Here is a 16,804-nt window from a genome sequence, read left to right as displayed (position 1 = left end):
GACGTGGGCAGACCGGACTGACCCGCGGGCCGCCGTCCGTTCCCGCCCGCCCGGCGCGCCCGGGCGCTGCCGCGACCTGGTGCGGGCTCAGAACGGCTCCGCCAGGGCGGTCACCTCGCGCCGCACCACGACCTCGGGCTCGTCCAGCTCGCGTGCGTAACGATGCCCGGAGTAGACGGCAGCCGCGATCGTCGACGGGGCCAGGCAGTCGCCGATCGCGGTGACCGAGGCGATCCCGGCGGCGTCCCACTCGGTGCGCCGCGCCAACAGCTCGTCGTACAGGGTGCTGCGGCCGCGGCGGGCGGTCACCAGCACGACGCACTCGGTGGCCAGCTCGGTCCGGTCGCCGGTGTAGGCGCACTCCAGGCTCGTCCGCTCGCGGTGCACGCCCACGACGGCCTGCGCGGTCCGCAGGGTCACCCCGGCCCGCAGCAGCCGGGCCTGGACCCGCCGGACCTCGAGCGTGTTGGCCGTCCATGCGGACACCTGGGGCTCCGGCGTGACGATCGTGACGTCATACCCCTCGCTGCGCAGCAGCTCGGCGAGGACGCCGCCGAGGTAGTAGTGGTCGTCGTCGAAGACGAGCACCGAACGCCCGCTCGGGCGCGTCCCGGCGAAGAGGTCGTCCGGGGTGAGCACCTCGGCGCCGTCGTCCAGCGGTATCGGCCGGGTGTGCCAGCGCCCCACCCCGTCGCCCCGCCAGTGGGACCCGGTGGCGACGGCGACGTGCTCGAAGCCGGCCACGAGCACGTCGGCGGCGCTCGTCTCACTCTCGCGGTAGACCTCGACGCCGGGCAGCCGGGCCAGCTGCTGCTCGCGGTAGTCGGCGACCCGGCGCCAGGCGCCCAGGCCGGGCAGCGCCGACTCGAGCAGCACCCGTCCGCCGAGCCGGCGGCCGGCCTCCAGCAGGGCCACCTCGTAGCCGCGCTGCCCGAGCGCCCGGGCGGCCTCGAGCCCGGCCGGGCCGGCGCCGACCACCATGACGCGGGCCTGCGAGCCGGCCGGGTTCATCCGCTCCGGGTGCCAGCCGCGGCGCCACTCCTCGCCCATCGTGGGGTTCTGGGTGCAGCGGATCGGCGAGGAGGTCTCGTCGCTGCTCACGCAGATGTTGCACCCGATGCACTCGCGGATGTCGTCGGCGCGCCCGGCCTCGATCTTCGCCGGCAGGAACGGGTCGGCGATGGAGGGCCGGGCGGCTCCGACGAGGTCGAGGATCCCGGCCCGGACGTGCTCGACCATCGTGTCGGGAGAGGTGAACCGGCCGACCCCGACGACGGGCTTGGTCGTCAGCTGCTTCAGGCCCCGCAGGTGCTCGGTGTGCACCGCCTCCGGGCTGAACCGCGAGGTCGAGGAGTCGTTGGGCCAGTCGCCGACCATGAAGTCCCACAGGTCCGGCAGCTCGGCCAGGGTGCCGACGACCTCGGCGGTCTCGTCGCGGGTCAGCCCGCCCGCACCGGTGAGCTCGTCGACGCAGAGCCGGACCGCGACGGCGGCGCGTCCGTCGACCTCCTGCATCGTGTCCTCGATGAGCTCGCGCAGCAGCCGCATCCGGTTGGCCAGCGGGCCGCCGTACTCGTCGTCGCGCAGGTTGTAGCGCGGTGACAGGAAGTGCTGCGCGCCGGCCAGGCCGTGCCCGGCGTAGACGTAGACCAGGTCGAAGCCGGCCTGCAGGCTGCGCCGGACCGCCGCCCGGTGCCAGCCGCGCAGCGCGGCGATGTCGTCCTTGGTCATCGCCCGCGCCTGGACCGGGTGGATGGACAGCACCGGCAGCGCCGACGGGCCCAGCGGCACCTCGCGGCTGGCCAGGTTGGCGGTGGACATCCCGTTGTGGGTCAGCTCGATGCCGGCCAGGGCACCGCCGCGGTGGATCGCCTCGGCCACCCGGGCGATCGCCGGGATGTCCTGGTCGCTCCACAGTCGCCCCTCGATGGCGGGGGTCAGGTCCGAGGTCGGGTGGATCTCCACCTCCTCCGTGCACACCACCGCCCAGCCGCCCTCGGCCTTCACCTCGCGCATCCTGGCCAGGGCGGACACCTCCCGGTAGCCCATCCCGTTGCAGTGCGGCACCTGGAAGAAGCGGTTCTTCGCGGTCACCGGGCCGATCGTCACCGGCTCGAAGAGCACGTCGTGGCGGGGGTCGCGGTGGGTCGGCTGGGGACGGTCCATGCGCTCACTCTGCCGTGACAGCCGTGGAAAGTCGCGCCTGTGGTCCGGATCGCAGGACGCGAACCTGTGTCGGGAAGGCCGGGGGTCGGGGCCTCGGTCGGCGGCCGGCTCGCGGAACGACCACTATTCGCCTGTCCGGCGTTCGGGCAGCACGCAGTCCCGAGTCGAGGGCCGATAGTGGTCGTCCGGCGAAACGCGCCGAGCCCGACGCGATTCCGGTGGCTCGCGGCAGGTCGGTCCTGCGACGTGTACGCTTGTACACAAACAAGTGTACGGATGCACATCCGATGACAAGGACGGGTCATGGCCTGGTTTCTGCTCTCCGGAGCGATCGTGTTCGAGGTCGTCGGGACGACCTTCATGAAGCTGTCCGAGGGGTTCACCCGGCTCGGGCCGAGCCTGGGCGTGGCCGCCGGGTACCTCGGTGCGCTGGGACTGCTGACGCTGGCGCTGCGGACGATGCCGGTCAGCACGGCATACGCGGTCTGGGCCGGGGCCGGCACGGCGCTGGTCGCCGCGGTCGGGGTGGTCCTGCTCGGCGAGCCCTTCTCGTGGGTCAAGCTCTCCGCGATCGCGCTGATCATCGCGGGGGTCGTGGTGCTCAACCTCGGCGGGGCGCACTGATGCCGCCGCCGCGCCGGCCGCGCGGCCCGGGCGACTCCGGCCGGCGGGAGCGGATCGTCACGGCGGCGCTGGAGGTGATCGGGGCCGGGGGGATGGCGGGCCTGACCCACCGGGCGGTGGCCGCGCAGGCGAAGGTGCCGCTGGGATCGACCACGTACTACTTCGCGACCCTGGACGACCTGCTCGAGGCCGCCGTCGACCGAGCGGCGGACCACTACGACACCTGGCTGCGGGACTGGGCCGACCGGCTCGGCGAGGTGGTGCCGGAACGGCTCGCCGAGGCGGTCACCGCGCTCGTGCTCGACCAGCTGGAGCAGCACCGGGACCGGCTGGTCGTCGAGTACGAGGTGTACTTCGCCGCGATCAACCGGCCCCGCCTGCGGGCCGGGGCGGCCCGCTTCACCGCCACGACCGTGCAGGTGCTTTCCGGCCTGAGCTCCCCGGCCACCGCGAGCGCGCTGACCGCCGCCGTCGACGGCCTGTGCCTCCGGGCGCTGACCAGCCCCGAACCGCTCGGGCCTGATGAGGTCCGGGCGGTCGTCGCGGCGATCCTGACCCCGGACCGGAGCCGCCCATCGGGTGGCCCACCCGGTCGCTCGGCGGGGGCCGACCCTCGGTCCAGCCCGCCCCACGAGCCCCACGGCGCCCTCGGCCAACAGCCGTCCGCCGGTCGGGTCCGGGGTCGGCGGAAGTCGTCCGATTCGCCCCCTGCCGGGCCGCGGTGACTGTGCAAGATTGGGTAGACCAACGCTCGGTTCCATTGCCCGCAAGGAGAGTCCATGAAGACCAGAGCCGCAGTCGTCTACGAGGCCGGCCAGCCGATCGTCGTGGAGGAGCTCGACCTGTCCGACCCGGGGCCCGGTGAGGTGCTGATCAAGTACCTGTACGGCGGCCTGTGCCACTCGGACGTGCACATCGCCCACGGTGACCTGCCGGCGCGGCTGCCCATGGTGCTCGGCCACGAGGGCGCCGGCATCATCGAGCAGGTCGGCCCGGGCGTGACCCGGGTCGCCGAGGGGGACCACGTCGTCTGCTCGTTCATCCCGTCGTGCGGCAACTGCCGTTACTGCTCGACCGGCCGCCAGTCGATCTGCGACATGGGCGCGACCATCCTCGAGGGCTACCTGCCGGGCAACCGGTTCCCGTTCACCGGACCAGCCGGCGACTACGGCGCCATGTGCATGCTGGGCACGTTCAGCCAGTACAGCGTGATCCACCAGAACTCGTGCGTGAAGGTCGACGACGACCTGCCGCTGGACAAGGCCGTCCTGGTCGGCTGCGGGGTGCCGACCGGCTGGGGCTCGGCGATCAACACCGCCGAGGTCCGGCCGGGGGACACGACGGTCGTCATCGGCGTCGGCGGCATCGGCATCAACTCGGTGCAGGGCGCCCGGTACGCCGGCGCGAAGAACGTCATCGCGGTCGACCCGCTGGAGAACAAGCGCGAGAAGGCCCTCGAGCTGGGCGCCACCCACGCGTTCGCCACGGCCGGCGAGGCGATGGCCGCGGTGACCGAGCTGACCCGCGGGCAGATGGCCGACTCGGCGATCCTGACCGTGGGCCTGATGACCGCCGAGGTGGTCCAGCAGGGCTTCGACATCGTCGGCAAGGACGGCAACGTCGTGCTCACCGGGCTGAACAAGATGGAGCTGCCCACCATCCAGCTGTCCGGCTCGGTGCTGACCCTGTTCCGCAAGAAGATCAAGGGCAGCCTGTTCGGCGACTGCAACCCGATGACCGACATCCCGCGGATCCTCGGGCTCTACCAGTCCGGCGACCTCAAGCTCGACGAGCTGGTCACCCGGACGTACACCTTGGACCAGGTCAACGAGGGCTATGACGACCTGCTGTCCGGCAAGAACGTCCGCGGGGTGCTCGTGCACGAGCACTGAGCAGACGCCTTTGCCCCCAATGGCACCCGACCGTATGGTGCCACCGCCCCGGACCGCGCCGACCGCGCGGTCCGGGAGCGGGCGACCCGGGGCGGGGGGAGCCGGGACGGCGGGAGCCGGAGTCGGCCCCGACGCCCTCGAGGTGATCGGTCGGGTGCCGGAGCGTGAGCTGCTCGAGGCGGCCCTGGAGGCCGGGGCCCACGTCGTGCTGGAGGGGCCGCCGGGCACCGGCAAGTCCACCCTGCTGCGGGCCGTGGCCCGGGCCCGGGACGTCGGCTTCGCGTTCGTCGAGGGCAACGCCGAGCTGACCCCGGCGCGGCTGGTCGGCCACTTCGACCCCGCCCTGGTGCTGTCCCGGGGCTACGACCCCGAGGTGTTCGTCGACGGCCCGCTGCTCGAGGCGATGCGCGGCGGCACCCTGCTGTACGTCGAGGAGCTGAACCGGGTGCCGGAGGAGACCCTCAACGTGCTGCTGACCGCGATGTCCGAGCGCGAGGTCGCGGTCCCTCGGCTGGGCCGCGTCGCGGCGGCCGACGGTTTCCGGTTCGTCGCGGCGATGAACCCGTTCGACACCGTCGGCACGGCCCGCATCTCGGGCGCCCTGTCGGACCGCACCTGCCGGATCACGATGGGCTACCAGGACCCGCAGAGCGAGACCCGGATCGTCCTCGCCGCGCTGGGCCACCCGCCCGCTCCCTCGTCGACGACCGGGGCGGAGCCACTCCCGGGCAGCGTCCCGGACGCCGAGTGGGTCCGGCGGGTCGTCTCGCTCGTGCGCGCCACGCGCGAGCATCCCGAGCTGCGGGTGGGCTCCTCGGTGCGCGGCGCGATCGACCTGACGCGGCTTGCCGCGGCGCTCGCCCGCCGCCGCCCGGCCACCTTGGCCGACGTCGGGCTCGACGCCGCGCTGGTCGCGCTGTCCGGCCGGGTGCAGCTCGCCCCGGCCTCCCGGCGCAGCGCCGAGCAGATCATCACCGAGCTCTACGAGCGGTACGTCGCCCGGCCGGCCGGGCCGGGCGGGGGCGACGACTCGGGGGACGACTCGGGGGACGATGCCGGGGGGAAGGATCCGGCCTGCTTCCCGGGCATGGGTCCCGGGGAGCAGGCCGGCCCCCCGAGACGGCCGCGGCCGCGCAGCAGCCCGAGCGACCGGCAGGTAGGCCGCAGCGAGCTGGCGACCGCACCCGGCTTCGAACGCATCTCGCCTGCGGTTGGGCAGGTCGACGAGGACGCGCTGCGCGAGGCCCTGTCCGCGGACGTCGCGGGAACCGTCGCCCTCATGGCCCGGATGCGCCGGGCCACCGACCCCGCCCTGCGCGCGGCCGCCGAACGGCTCTGCGCCCGGCTCGTGCTCGACCGGGTCGCCCGTGCGGTCCCCGACCGGCCGGGTGCCCACCGCCGCACCGCCTCTCGCGGGCGGCTCGACGGCGACCTCGACGTCGACGCCTCGCTGGAGGCGATCGCCGGCGCCCGCGCCGAGCGCCGCCCGGTGTCCCTGGACGACCTGACGATGACCCACTGGGGCCGTGGCAGCCTGGCGCTCCTCCTGCTCGTCGACCGGTCGGGCTCGATGACGGGGGAGCGGCTGGCCCGGGCCGCCGTGCTGACCGCTGCGTGCGCACTGCGCCGGCCGGACGAGCTCGCGGTCCTCGCCTTCGCCCGCGACGTCGTCACGCTGCACGAGCTGTCCGACCCGGACCCCGGCCAGGCCGTCGTCGACCGGGTGCTGCGGCTGGTCGGACACGGTGAGACGGGGCTGTCCCGGGCGCTGACCCGGGCCGCGGAGGTGCTGGCCGGCGCGACCTCTGCGCGGCGCGTCGTGGTGCTGCTGTCCGACTGCCGCGCGAGCGGCCCGGGCGAGGACGGCAGCGACGCCGCGGTGCGCGCCGCGGCCGCCCTCGACGAGCTGTGGGTCCTGGCGCCCGCGGGCGACGACGCCCAGGCGCGTGAGCTGGCCGGCGCGGCCGGGGCCGCCTTCGCCGAGCTCGGCGACCCGGCCGACGCTCCCGCGCTGCTGGAACGGCTGCTCTCCGGCTGCCCGTGACCGTCGGATCGTGACGTCGGGAGCGGGCTGGGCGGCATACGGATCCGTATGCCGCCCAGCCGGGCCCGCGCGTCAGTACTGCGTGTTGCCCGCGTCCACCGTCATGGCCAGGGCGGTCACGTACCGGGCCTCGTCGGAGGCGAGGAACAGCACCGCGTTGGACTGGTCGACCGGCTCGGTCGCCTCGACCGGCAGCGAGTTGGCGAGCATGCCGCCCAGCCGCGGGTGCGCCTCGAGCAAGGGCGGGTAGAGCACCCCGAGACCGCCCATCGCAGTGGCGACACCCGTCGGGTGCAGCGAGTTCACGCGGATGTTGTGCTCCGCGAGCTCGTGCGCGAACGCCCTTGCCAGACCGGTGATCCCGTGTTTGGAGGCCACGTACGGCGTCAGGAACGGCAGGCCCTTGAGCCCTGCCGCCGAGCTGGTCAGGATGATCGACCCGCCCCCGGCGGCGATCAGGTGCGGGGCGGTGAGCTGCACGGTGTTCCACGTGCCGGTCAGGTTGATGCCGATCGTCTGCTCCCACATCTCGGGCGTGGTCTCGTCCCACCCCGCGATCATGCAGATGCCGGCGTTGGCGACCACGATGTCGAGCCGGCCGAGCTCGGCCACGCCCCGGTCGATGACGGCCTGCAGGGCCGCCCGGTCGCGCACGTCGGCCACACCCGTGACGACGCGCCGGTCCAGCGCCTCGACCTGGCGTGCCGTCTCCGCGAGGTCCTCGGGGGTGGCGTGCGGGTACTGCAGCCCGGGGATCGGGCCGCAGAGGTCGACGCCGATGATGTCCGCGCCCTCCTCGGCGAGGCGGACGGCATGGCTGCGGCCCTGCCCTCTGGGGGCACCGGTGATGAAGGCGACCTTGCCGGCTACTCGGCCTGTCATGGTGGATCTCCTTACGGCTGAACTGGATCGGTTGGGGTTGGTGGACGGTTGGGGTTGGTGGATCGGCTCTCTCAGGTGTCGTCGGCACCGAGGGCCAGGACGAACCCGGGCGGGACGACCAGGTCGGAGCGGCGCAGGTCGTGCACGGACGACTTGCGCAGGCCCATGAGCCCCGACTCGAGCCCGCCGCGCAGGATGTCCAGGACGTTCTCGACACCGGCCTGCCCGTTCGCGGCCATGCCCCAGAGGTAGGCCCGGCCGATGAGCACGGCCCGGGCACCCATGGCGACGGCCTTCAGGATGTCGCTGCCACGCCGGATGCCGCCGTCGAGCAGGACCTCGACCCGGTCCCCGACTGCGTCGACGACGGCCGGCAGGGCGCGGATGCTCGCCGGGGTCGAGTCGAGGTTGTTGCCGCCGTGGTTCGAGACCGAGATCGCGGTGGCGCCCGCGTCGACCGCAGCCCGGGCGTCGTCGACGCGCATGATGCCCTTGACCATGAAGGGCCCGCCCCACTGCTCGCGCAGCCAGCGGATGTCCTCCCACGTCGGCTGGGGCGTCTGCATCCACTCGCCGTAGGCGCCGAAGAAGGAGGGCGCCGGGCTGCCCGGGGTGGCGGCCATGTTCGGGACGGACAGCTCCGGTGGCCGCATCGTGCGCGCGTAGTCCGTCAGGTAGCGGAACTTGCCGCCCAGCAGCACCTCCGGGGCGTGCCGCAGGATCGTCCTCGCGTCCATGCGCTCCGGGATCCGGGGGGAGCCCCAGTCCCGGCCGTTGGAGAAGGACCAGTCGAGGGTGACGATGAGCCCCACCGCCCCCGCGTTCCGGGCCCGCTCGACCCGGTGGAGCAGCTGGTCCTTCGTGCCGCTCCAGTACGTCTGGAAGAAGGTGCTCGGGTTGGCGGCGACCACCTCTTCCATCGGCTTGGACCCGAAACCGCCCAGGCCCATCGGGATCCCACGGTTCGCCGCGGCCCGGGCGACGGCGACCTCGCCGTCGGGGTGGACGGCCTGCACCCCGGTGGGCGAGATCATCACCGGGAAGGCGGCCGGCTGACCCATGATCGTCGTGGCGAGGTCCCGCTCGGTGGGCAGGTCGACGACGTGCGGGGCCAGGCCGAGCAGGCTGAAGGCCGCGACGTTGTTGGCCAGCGTCGTGCCCTTCTCCGAGCCGCCGCGGATGGCCAGGAAGACCGACCTGGGCAGCCGCCGGCGGGCCCGGCGCTCGGCCTCGGCGACCGTCTCGAACCACGTTCTGGACATCTCGTTACCTCCTGCGTGCGCTGGGTTGGGTACGAACTGGCCTCGGGCGCAACGGGGTTGCGTGCCGGCCGAGAGCGATGGGATGCGGGCACGGGTCAGGTGCCGAAGATCCGGGCGAGCGCCGGCACGACGTCGCGGTGGCCGTGGACCAGCTCGAGACGTCCGCGGCCGGCTCGCGCCAGGTCTCGGCCGAGCCCGGTGTCGTGCTCGCCCGACAGGTCGAGCAGCACGTCGAGCCGGGCCAGCCGGGCAGCGAGGGGGACCGGGTCGGGCCCGGCGTTGTGCACGCAGTCCGACAGGAGCAGGACCCGGGGCTCGGCGACCGAGGCCCGGTCGAGCTGAGCGCGGGCGAGCTCGAGCGGGAAGGCGGTGTTGGTGAGACCTCGGGCAGGGATCCGGACGAGGGTGTCGAGCACCGTGTCGGCGCGAACGCCCCGGCGCAGCGGCTGCACGAGAGCGGCATCGGACCAGAACGCGAGCACGGCGAGCTCGTCGTCGGACAGGGCTCCGACCAGCGCGCCCACGGTGGCGGCCGCGGTACGGATGCGCTCGCCCCGCATCGACCCGGACACGTCGACGGCCAGCACGACCGCGCGCCTGGTCCGGCGCCGCTCCCGGACGACGATGTCCCGCGGCTCGAGCACCGGCTGGCCCACCATCCGCTCGAGGGTCGCGTCGAGGTCGATGTCGTCGGCCGACCCGCGGTAGGGCAGGGACTCGAGGTCACCCGGCCCGCGCTGCGCGAACGACTCCGGCCGGGGCCGCGGCAGGACCAGCCGGGCCGAGATCTGCCGGGCCAGCCGCAGCACCCGGGGATCGAGCTCGGCGTGCGGCGGCTCCGTCGTGCCGTCCGGCGCCTCGTCGGTGGTGCCGCTGGCACTGCGCCCGGGGGTATCCGGCCGGCCGCCCTCACCGCGGGCCCCGGCGGCGGTCAGGACCAGCCCGGCGCTCCCGCGCGACACCGCGAACAGGGTGGCGGGGGCGTCCAGCCGCTTGGGGCGGCGTCGCGGCGGGGCATCCTCCGCCGGCCGGGGCGGGCGCTGGAGGGGCGAGCTGCCCGGGACTGCTCTTCATCCCGGCTTCGCTGCCGCGGGGTTGAGCAGGAAGTGGTCCTCCCAGATCTCTCGCAGCACCGCCTCCGGGGTGGTCTGGACCGCTTCGTCAAGGTGGATGCGTCCGGAGAGGGCCACGGTCATCGCGTCCAGGACGGTGGCGGCATACGACTGTCGGGCCGGGTCGTGGTCCAGGCGGGCCCCGCCGGCCTCGGACACCCCCCGCATGGCCATCAGGTTCGCCCCGACCAGGGTCAGGTCGATCGCCCCGCGGACGCTGCTGCCCTGCCGTACGTCCGGGTGTGCCCGGGTGGCGCGGGTGAGGTCCACGGCGTCGGCACGCAGGGCGCGGGCCAGCTCGGCGGGCAGGTCACCGTCGGCGAGCGGCGCGCGGAGCGCGACGATGCGCAGCTCGTCGGCCGCGTCCTGGTAGGTCACGGCGACCCGGTTGAACCGGTCGGTGACCGAGCTGGACAGGCGCGTGGTGCCGACGTTGTCGTGCGGGTTCATCGTGGCGACGACCCGGAAGGTGGACGCGGCCGACAGGTGGCCGACCCGCGGGATCTCGATCTCCCGCTCGGCCATCGCGGTCAGCAGCGCGTTGCGGGTGTCGTCCGGGGCGCGGTTGAACTCCTCGATGTACAGGAACCCGCCCAGGCGCATGGCCTTCACGAGCGGCCCGTCCACGAAGTTGTCGACGCGGTAGCCCTCCTGCAGCACCCGCGCCGGGTCGTGGTGGCCGATCAGCTTGGCGGGGGTCAGGTCGACGTTGCCTTCCACGAACAGCACCGGGATGCCCCACTCGGCCGCGATGGCGCGCAGCAGCGTCGACTTCGAGGCGCCCGGCGGACCCTCGAGGAGCAGGTCGCGCCCGGCGGCCACGGCGGCCAGGATCAGGTCGAGCTCGTGCTCCCGTCCCACGACCCGTCGCGCCACGCGGGCCCGGGTGCGGGCGATCTCCCGCACCCGGCCCCTCAGGTGGACGGCGGCATCCGCCCGGATGTCGCCGCCGCTCGGTGCTGCCGTGGCCATCGCGTCGCGACTGCTACTTCAGCAGGGCGCCGGCGTCGACCGGCAGGGTGACCCCGGTGATGTACCGGGCCTCGTCGGAGGCCAGGAAGAGCAGCGCGTTCGAGATGTCGACCGCCTCGACCCACGGGACGGGCAGCGCGTTCATCGCCTGCGAGACGGGGGCGAAGTCCTCGACGGTGGGGTGCTCGACCTGCGGCACGAAGAGCTTGAAGATCACCTCGTTCATGACCATCGGGGTGTCGACCTGGGTCGGGTGGATGGAGTTGACCCGGATCATGTCCGGGGCCAGCTCCATGGCGAGTGCCCGCATCAGGCCCACCACGCCGTGCTTGGCGCTGACGTAGTGGGCGATGTTGCCGAAGGCCTTCAGCCCGGCGACCGAGCTGGTCAGGACGATCGACCCGCCGCGCCCCCCGGCCCTGATGTGCGGGATCGCCGCCTTCGCGGTGTGCCACACGCCGGTCAGGTTCGTGTCGATCATCGTCCGCCAGCCGGCCTCGGACATCACGTCGGCCGGGTTCAGCTCACCGCTGATGCCGGCGTTGGCGGCGACGATGTCGATCCGGCCGAGCTCGGCGAAGCCCTCGTCGGCCAGGGCCTTGACGGCCGCGAAGTCACGCACGTCGGCGCGCCGGGCGATGATCCGGCGGTCCAGGGCCTCGACGGCGCGCACCGTCTCGGCCAGGTCCTCCTCGGTGGGTCCGGGCAAGGGGCTGGTCTCCACGTCACCGCAGATGTCGAAGGCGATGATGTCGGCGCCCTCCTCGGCCAGCCGCACCGCGTGGCTGCGACCCTGGCCCCGCGCGGCGCCGGAGATGAATGCGACCTTGCCGGCGACTCGTCCTGCCATTTGTCTCTCCTTCGTCTGCCCGCGCCGGGCCGGCGCGGGTCACCCGGTCACGGGGTGCGACCCGGGTCGAAGCCGGCCAGCGGGTGCTGCTGGCACGCGCTGACCGGCGTGGTCGGTGGTCCGGACAGGATGCGCACCGGGACCGGCCGCGGGCGCGGCGGCGCGGTCCGGTGGCTGTGGTCCTGGCTCGGGACGGGTCGCGGGTCGCTCTCGCGCAGCCCGGCCTCGCCGAGGCCGCGCACGCACTCCGGGTCGGGCCCGTCGAGCGGCAGCCCGGTGAAGAACTTCGCGGCCATGCAGCCCCCGCGGCACGTGTCGTGGTGCGGGCAGGAGGAGCAGGCCCCGCCGGTCTGTGGCACGCGCAGGCTCGAGAAGAGCTCCGAGGTGCGCCACAGCGTCCCGAAGCCGCCGTCGGTCAGCACGTTGCCGGCACGGAAGCTGTCGTGGATCGCGAACGGGCACGCGTAGACGTCCCCGACGGGGTCGATCAGGCAGACCACCCGGCCGGCCCCGCAGAGCCCCAGGCCGGGCAGCGGCTCGCCGTAGGCGGCGAGGTGGAAGAAGGAGTCCCCGGTCAGCACCTTCTCGCCGTGGCGCACCAGCCAGTCGTACAGGTCGCGCTGCTGGCCGGGCAGGGGGCGCAGCTCGTGCCAGACGGCTGCGCCCCGGCCGGCGGGTCGCAACCGGGTCAGCCGGAGCTGGGCGTGGTAGCGATCGGCGAGCGCGGCGAAGGCGTCGAGCTGCGGGATGTTGTGCCGGGTCATGACCACCGAGATCTTGAAGTTCTCGAACCCGGCGGTGCGCAGGTTCTGCATGGCGCGGGTGGCCAGCTCGAAGGACCCCGCGCCGCGGACGGCGTCGTTGACGGCGGCGGTCGCGCCGTCTAGGGAGACCTGCACGTCGACGTAGTCGCTGGCGGCGAGCCGCCGGGCGGCAGCCGGGGTGATCCGCACGCCGTTGGTGGAGAACTTCACCCCCACCCGGCTCGCGGTCGCGTGGTCGACCAGCTCCCAGAAGTCCGGGCGGACCGTCGGCTCCCCGCCGCCGATGTTGACGTAGAAGACCTGCATGCGGGCCAGCTCGTCGATGACGGCGCGGCACTGCCGGGTGGTCAGCTCCCGTGGGTTGCGCCGCCCCGAGCTGGACAGGCAGTGCACGCAGGACAGGTTGCAGGCGTAGGTCAGCTCCCAGGTCAGGCAGATCGGGGCGTCGAGCCCGCGCTCGAAGACGTCGACGAGGCGTGGGGCGGATGCGGTGGTCATGGCGTCCGCCCCGGGACGATCATCGCGGCCTCGGCGAGACGGGCGAGCGCGGCGAGGTAGCGGGGCTGCTCGGGTGCGGCGATCCCGGCCGCCGCGCAGGCCCCACGCGCGTCGCCGGCACCGTCCAGCGCGCGGACCACGGTCAGCAGGCGCGGGTCCTTGAGGAAGGTGAGCCGCCGGGTGTCGAAGTGGTACAGCAGCGCCCCGAACGGCTCGGGTCGTACCGCGACCCGGGGGTGGACCCGCCAGGCCGCGTCGGCGTCGAAGGCCGTGACCGGGTCCGTGGCCGTCACGATGCTCAGTAGACCCCGCACATGCCGTCGATGGAGACGTCCTCGACGAGGTCGTCGATCACGACGGCCTCGTCCTGGCGTGGCCGGGCGTCCGTCGAGCCGGTGTGATCGCCGGTGAGGAGCTCCTCGGGCTTCCCTGCGAGCGTGGTGATGGTCGTCGCGCTGATCGTCACGATGCGTTCTCCCCGTCGAGTATCCGCGTGGGCGACCGCGGTCGGGGTCGCCGCTACCCCGAGGATAGATGGCGCGCCCCGCCGTCGGTAGGGGTCGCGCCGGCGCGTGGGCAGGTCTCGAGCGGTCGTCCGACCGGAAGCTCCCCGCCACGTGGGTTGGGCCACGAGAGCTGCTTTCGGTGTGGTTGTCGTGGCGCGGGGGCCTCCTGGGCCACGAGAGCTGCTTTCGGTGTGGGTTGCCGTGGCCAGGGGCCGGGGTTCAGGGTTGCCGGCCAGGTCGCCCCAGCCGCACCGCGACGAAGGGCAGCCGCACCCGCGGCAGCAGCGCGCCGAAGCGCCTGCCCCGGATCGCGCTCGCGATCACCCCGGTGCCGTATGCCGCGTCCGCGACCAGCCGCTGGGCGGCATACAGGGGCGCGCTGACCCGGGGGCGGCCGCGCACGAGCTCCAACCCGATCGGCGCGAGCATCGCCACCGCGCCCACCCGGGCGGCGCGCGACCACGGTGCGGTCGCCAGGGTCAGCGCGCCGAGGGGCCACCACTCGCGGCGCAGGGCATGCCCGACCGCCACGGCGTCGGCGACCACACCCTTGCCGACGAGCACCGGCGCGACCCACGACCGCACACCTGCCGTGCGCAGCTGCCGCGCCAGCGCGCCCGCGGCGGCGGCCATGACCAGCAGCCCCGCCACCGGGTGCCCGGCGACCAGGCAGGCCAGGGCGGCGAGGTTCCACGCCGACGGGCGCGCGGGGGCCAGCCGCCCGGGGTGGCGCCGGTCGAGCGCGGCGGCCGAGGTGCCGTAGGCGAACCGGGTGGCCAGCCAGTCCCGGGGCCGCGTCCGGGTCTCGTGCCACACGGACACCGTCGGCTCGTAGCGGACGTGCCAGCCGGCCTCGACCAGCCGCCAGACCAGGTCGACGTCCTCGCCGACGCGCATCGACGGGTCGAAACCCCCGCCCGCCAAGGCTGCTCGGCAAACCACCAGCGCGGCCGACGGCACGAACCCGAGCCGGGCCCCGGGCCGGACCAGCTGGGGCTCGTCGCCCATGTCGAGGGCCGACCGGGCCTGCTCGAAGCGCGCCAGGGCCGAGCCGTTCGTCGCCACCGGCCGCACCCGGGGAGCCACGGCCGCGACCCGGGGATCGTCGAAGTGCCCGACGACCCGGTCCAGCCACCCCGGCTCGGCCCGACAGTCGGAGTCGACGAAGGCCACGAGCCGGGTGTCCGTGACCGCCAGCCCGGTGTTGCGCGCTGCCGCCGGGCCGCGGTTCGCGGCGTGCCGCTCCAGCCGGGCGCCGTGGGCCCGTGCCACCCGCGCCACGGTCGCCGCGTCCGGGGAGGCGTCGTCGACGACGACCACGTCGAGGCCCGTCAGCGAGGCCAGGCACGCCTCGAGCGAGCCCGGGCGGCCGTATGCCGGCACGACCACGACGACGTCGCCGGCCGGGCGGGCCGCGGGCCGCGGATGGGCCAGTCCGCGCGCGACCAGGCGGTCGGCGGTGCCCAGCTCGACGGCATCCGCGGGGATGACGCCCACGTCCCCTGCGGCGCCGAGCCGCCGGGCGAACCCACGGGCCGGCGGGGCCAGCCGGGCCAGTCCCCACGGCGCCCCGCCGGTGACGAAGGAGCCGTCCCGGCCCAGCCGGGCGTGGCGGTCCCAGACGACCCGTGTCCCCGCCGGCAGGCCGGAGGTCGCGCCACCCGGCGGCGGCCGGCCCACCGGGGCGCTCACCGCTCCTCCTCGACGAGGTCCGCGGCCCGCCACCCGGCCGCCATGCTCGGCGCGGCCATCCCGCCCGACGGGTGGCTCGGGAATACCGAGGCGTCGGCCACCCGCAGTCCGTCGATCCCACGCACGCGCAGCCGGCAGTCCAGCACGTCCGACTCGTCCGGTCCCATCGCGCACGAGCCGACCGCGTGGTAGATGCCCGATCCGGTCAGCGCCGCGTAGCTGACCGCATCGACCCCGGGCCAGGGCGCCGTGACCTCGGCGACCAGGCCGGCGACCGGCGCCACCGCGAGCAGCCGCTGCTCCCAGCGCAGGATCCGCTCGGCCGCAGCGCGGTCCGCCTCCGTCTGCAGGAACCTCGCCGCGATCACCGGCAGGTCGTCCGGGTCCGCCCCGCCGGCGTGGACCGACCCCACGGTGGTCGGGCGCAGCGCGTAGCCGACCACCATCAGCCCCGGGTCGCGCGAGACCGCCAGACCGGTCTCGTCGGTCGCCAGCGAGGTGACCAGCACCTGGGCGTCGGGCCGCCCGTCGCCGCGGGTGTCCACGAGCCCGGCCAGCTCGTACGCCCCGACCGCCAGCGGTCCCCGCCCGGTGGCCAGGTAGCGCCCCGCCGCCCGGGCCCGCCCGACCGGGGTGCCCAGCCGGGACCCGAGGCCGACCGGGCGGGACAGCCGGGCCTTGAGCGTCACGGCCCGCTGCTCGACCACGCCCTCGCCGACCCGCGGGCTCGCCACCTGGACCGGGACGCCGATCCGGGCCAGCACCTCGGGCCGGCCGATCCCGGACCGTTCGAGCAGCACCGGCGACTCGACGGTGCCGGCGCACACGATGGTCTCGCGGCGTGCCCGGACCTCCCGGGTGGCACCGCCCCGGCGGACCACCGCGCCGACGGCGCGTCCGCCGGCCAGCATGATCCGGCCGGCGCGTGTGCCGGGCAGTACGGTCAGGTTCGGCCGCCCCCGCGCCGGCGCGAGGAAGGCGGTGGCCGCGCTGACCCGCCGGCCGCCGGCGATGGTGCTCGGGGTGACCCCGAGCCGCGGGCCGGCGCCCGCGTTCAGGTCGGGGACGAACGGGAGGCCGAGCGTCTCGGCCGACGCAACCACCGCCTCGAGCACCTCGTCGCCGACCTGTGCCCACCTGGGGACCGTGACGTCGAGGAGCCCCGGATCGTCGCGCCCGGCCGAGACCGGGCGCTCCAGGGCGTCGTACGCGGCCGTCATGGCGGTCGCGTCCCACCCGTCGAGCCCGCGCGCCGCGATCTCGTCCTGACCGGTGGGCTCCCCGCGCAGGTACATCATCCCGTTCACCACGGTCGACCCGCCCAGCGCCCGGCCGCGCACCCAGGTCTCGCGCCCGCCGTCCGCCGTCCGTGCCGGGTACCGGTACGTCCAGCCGGAGCGCTGCATGGCCAGGACGAACCCCTTGGGGACGCGCACGAGCGGGTGCCGCACCGACCGGCCGGCCTCGACGAGGACGACGGCCGAGCCCCGGTCCCGGGACAGCCGCTCGGCCACGACACACCCGGCGGCCCCGGCGCCGA

Annotated in this window: 15 protein-coding genes; 4 read left to right on the top strand and 11 right to left on the bottom strand. The window is 74.6% G+C overall.

What is annotated here, in order from left to right; all coding sequences use genetic code 11:
• Positions 1 to 87: 87 nt before the first annotated feature.
• Positions 88 to 2,166 (bottom strand): FAD-dependent oxidoreductase, encoded by a 2,079-nt coding sequence (locus tag WMI84_RS10905; RefSeq protein WP_347353041.1) that lies wholly within the window; start codon positions 2,164 to 2,166, stop codon positions 88 to 90.
• Between the two features lie 303 nt (positions 2,167 to 2,469).
• Between WMI84_RS10905 and WMI84_RS10900 the strand changes: the two genes are divergently transcribed.
• The 4 genes from WMI84_RS10900 (at position 2,470) to WMI84_RS10885 (ending at position 6,726) form a co-directional block, all read left to right on the top strand.
• A complete protein-coding gene (locus WMI84_RS10900; protein ID WP_347353039.1) occupies positions 2,470 to 2,790 on the top strand; it encodes a multidrug efflux SMR transporter in 321 nt (106 codons plus the stop codon).
• A complete protein-coding gene (locus tag WMI84_RS10895) occupies positions 2,790 to 3,515 on the top strand; it encodes a TetR family transcriptional regulator C-terminal domain-containing protein (protein ID WP_347353038.1) in 726 nt (241 codons plus the stop codon). Before WMI84_RS10900 ends, WMI84_RS10895 begins: the two co-directional genes overlap by 1 nt.
• 54 nt (positions 3,516 to 3,569) lie before the next feature.
• Positions 3,570 to 4,682 (top strand): NDMA-dependent alcohol dehydrogenase, encoded by a 1,113-nt coding sequence (locus WMI84_RS10890; protein WP_347353036.1) that lies wholly within the window; start codon positions 3,570 to 3,572, stop codon positions 4,680 to 4,682.
• A gap of 154 nt (positions 4,683 to 4,836) precedes the next feature.
• On the top strand, positions 4,837 to 6,726 hold the full coding sequence (locus WMI84_RS10885; protein WP_347353034.1) for an AAA family ATPase: 1,890 nt from the start codon (positions 4,837 to 4,839) through the stop codon (positions 6,724 to 6,726).
• Between the two features lie 72 nt (positions 6,727 to 6,798).
• Here the strand turns inward: WMI84_RS10885 and WMI84_RS10880 are convergent, their stop codons facing one another.
• The 10 genes from WMI84_RS10880 to WMI84_RS10835 form a co-directional block, all read right to left on the bottom strand.
• On the bottom strand, positions 6,799 to 7,608 hold the full coding sequence (locus tag WMI84_RS10880) for a mycofactocin-coupled SDR family oxidoreductase (protein WP_347353033.1): 810 nt from the start codon (positions 7,606 to 7,608) through the stop codon (positions 6,799 to 6,801).
• A gap of 71 nt (positions 7,609 to 7,679) precedes the next feature.
• Positions 7,680 to 8,870 carry a pre-mycofactocin synthase MftD gene (gene mftD, locus WMI84_RS10875; RefSeq protein ID WP_347353031.1) on the bottom strand — a complete coding sequence of 397 codons (1,191 nt, stop codon included), beginning with the start codon at positions 8,868 to 8,870 and terminating at the stop codon, positions 7,680 to 7,682.
• Between the two features lie 95 nt (positions 8,871 to 8,965).
• The gene (locus WMI84_RS10870; protein WP_347353029.1) at positions 8,966 to 9,832 is read right to left on the bottom strand and encodes a vWA domain-containing protein; all 867 of its coding nucleotides are present in this window, start codon (positions 9,830 to 9,832) and stop codon (positions 8,966 to 8,968) included.
• 108 nt (positions 9,833 to 9,940) lie between these two features.
• Complete coding sequence (locus WMI84_RS10865) at positions 9,941 to 10,954, bottom strand: MoxR family ATPase (protein WP_347353027.1); 1,014 nt, start codon at positions 10,952 to 10,954, stop codon at positions 9,941 to 9,943.
• Between the two features lie 13 nt (positions 10,955 to 10,967).
• A complete protein-coding gene (locus tag WMI84_RS10860; protein ID WP_347353025.1) occupies positions 10,968 to 11,804 on the bottom strand; it encodes a mycofactocin-coupled SDR family oxidoreductase in 837 nt (278 codons plus the stop codon).
• A gap of 47 nt (positions 11,805 to 11,851) precedes the next feature.
• Positions 11,852 to 13,066: a mycofactocin radical SAM maturase gene (gene mftC / locus WMI84_RS10855; protein WP_347353023.1), complete on the bottom strand. Its 1,215-nt coding sequence runs from the start codon at positions 13,064 to 13,066 to the stop codon at positions 11,852 to 11,854.
• Positions 13,063 to 13,359 carry a mycofactocin biosynthesis chaperone MftB gene (mftB, locus tag WMI84_RS10850; protein ID WP_347353021.1) on the bottom strand — a complete coding sequence of 99 codons (297 nt, stop codon included), beginning with the start codon at positions 13,357 to 13,359 and terminating at the stop codon, positions 13,063 to 13,065. Before mftB ends, mftC begins: the two co-directional genes overlap by 4 nt.
• Before the next feature lie 5 nt (positions 13,360 to 13,364).
• Entirely contained in the window at positions 13,365 to 13,532 is a 168-nt protein-coding gene (mftA, locus tag WMI84_RS10845) for a mycofactocin precursor MftA (protein ID WP_347353019.1), read from the bottom strand.
• Between the two features lie 259 nt (positions 13,533 to 13,791).
• Positions 13,792 to 15,264: a mycofactocin biosynthesis glycosyltransferase MftF gene (gene mftF, locus WMI84_RS10840; protein ID WP_347353017.1), complete on the bottom strand. Its 1,473-nt coding sequence runs from the start codon at positions 15,262 to 15,264 to the stop codon at positions 13,792 to 13,794.
• Positions 15,261 to 16,804 (bottom strand): GMC family oxidoreductase (locus WMI84_RS10835; protein ID WP_347353015.1); only part of this gene is annotated, 1,544 nt, incomplete at its 5' end. The genes mftF and WMI84_RS10835, both read right to left, overlap by 4 nt.

The sequence above is a fragment of the Intrasporangium sp. genome (assembly GCF_039812505.1).
Classification (GTDB): Bacteria; Actinomycetota; Actinomycetes; order Actinomycetales; family Dermatophilaceae; genus Intrasporangium_A.
This window is presented reverse-complemented; position numbering and strand designations above follow the sequence as displayed.

Bases quoted from the DNA above. Each gene is read 5' to 3' on its own strand.
- WMI84_RS10905 (WP_347353041.1), bottom strand. From the start codon at position 2,166: ATGGACCGTCCCCAGCCGACCCACCGCGACCCCCGCCACGACGTGCTC.
- WMI84_RS10900 (WP_347353039.1), top strand. From the start codon at position 2,470: ATGGCCTGGTTTCTGCTCTCCGGAGCGATCGTGTTCGAGGTCGTCGGG.
- WMI84_RS10895 (WP_347353038.1), top strand. From the start codon at position 2,790: ATGCCGCCGCCGCGCCGGCCGCGCGGCCCGGGCGACTCCGGCCGGCGG.
- WMI84_RS10890 (WP_347353036.1), top strand. From the start codon at position 3,570: ATGAAGACCAGAGCCGCAGTCGTCTACGAGGCCGGCCAGCCGATCGTC.
- WMI84_RS10880 (WP_347353033.1), bottom strand. From the start codon at position 7,608: ATGACAGGCCGAGTAGCCGGCAAGGTCGCCTTCATCACCGGTGCCCCC.
- mftD (WP_347353031.1), bottom strand. From the start codon at position 8,870: ATGTCCAGAACGTGGTTCGAGACGGTCGCCGAGGCCGAGCGCCGGGCC.
- WMI84_RS10865 (WP_347353027.1), bottom strand. From the start codon at position 10,954: ATGGCCACGGCAGCACCGAGCGGCGGCGACATCCGGGCGGATGCCGCC.
- WMI84_RS10860 (WP_347353025.1), bottom strand. From the start codon at position 11,804: ATGGCAGGACGAGTCGCCGGCAAGGTCGCATTCATCTCCGGCGCCGCG.
- mftC (WP_347353023.1), bottom strand. From the start codon at position 13,066: ATGACCACCGCATCCGCCCCACGCCTCGTCGACGTCTTCGAGCGCGGG.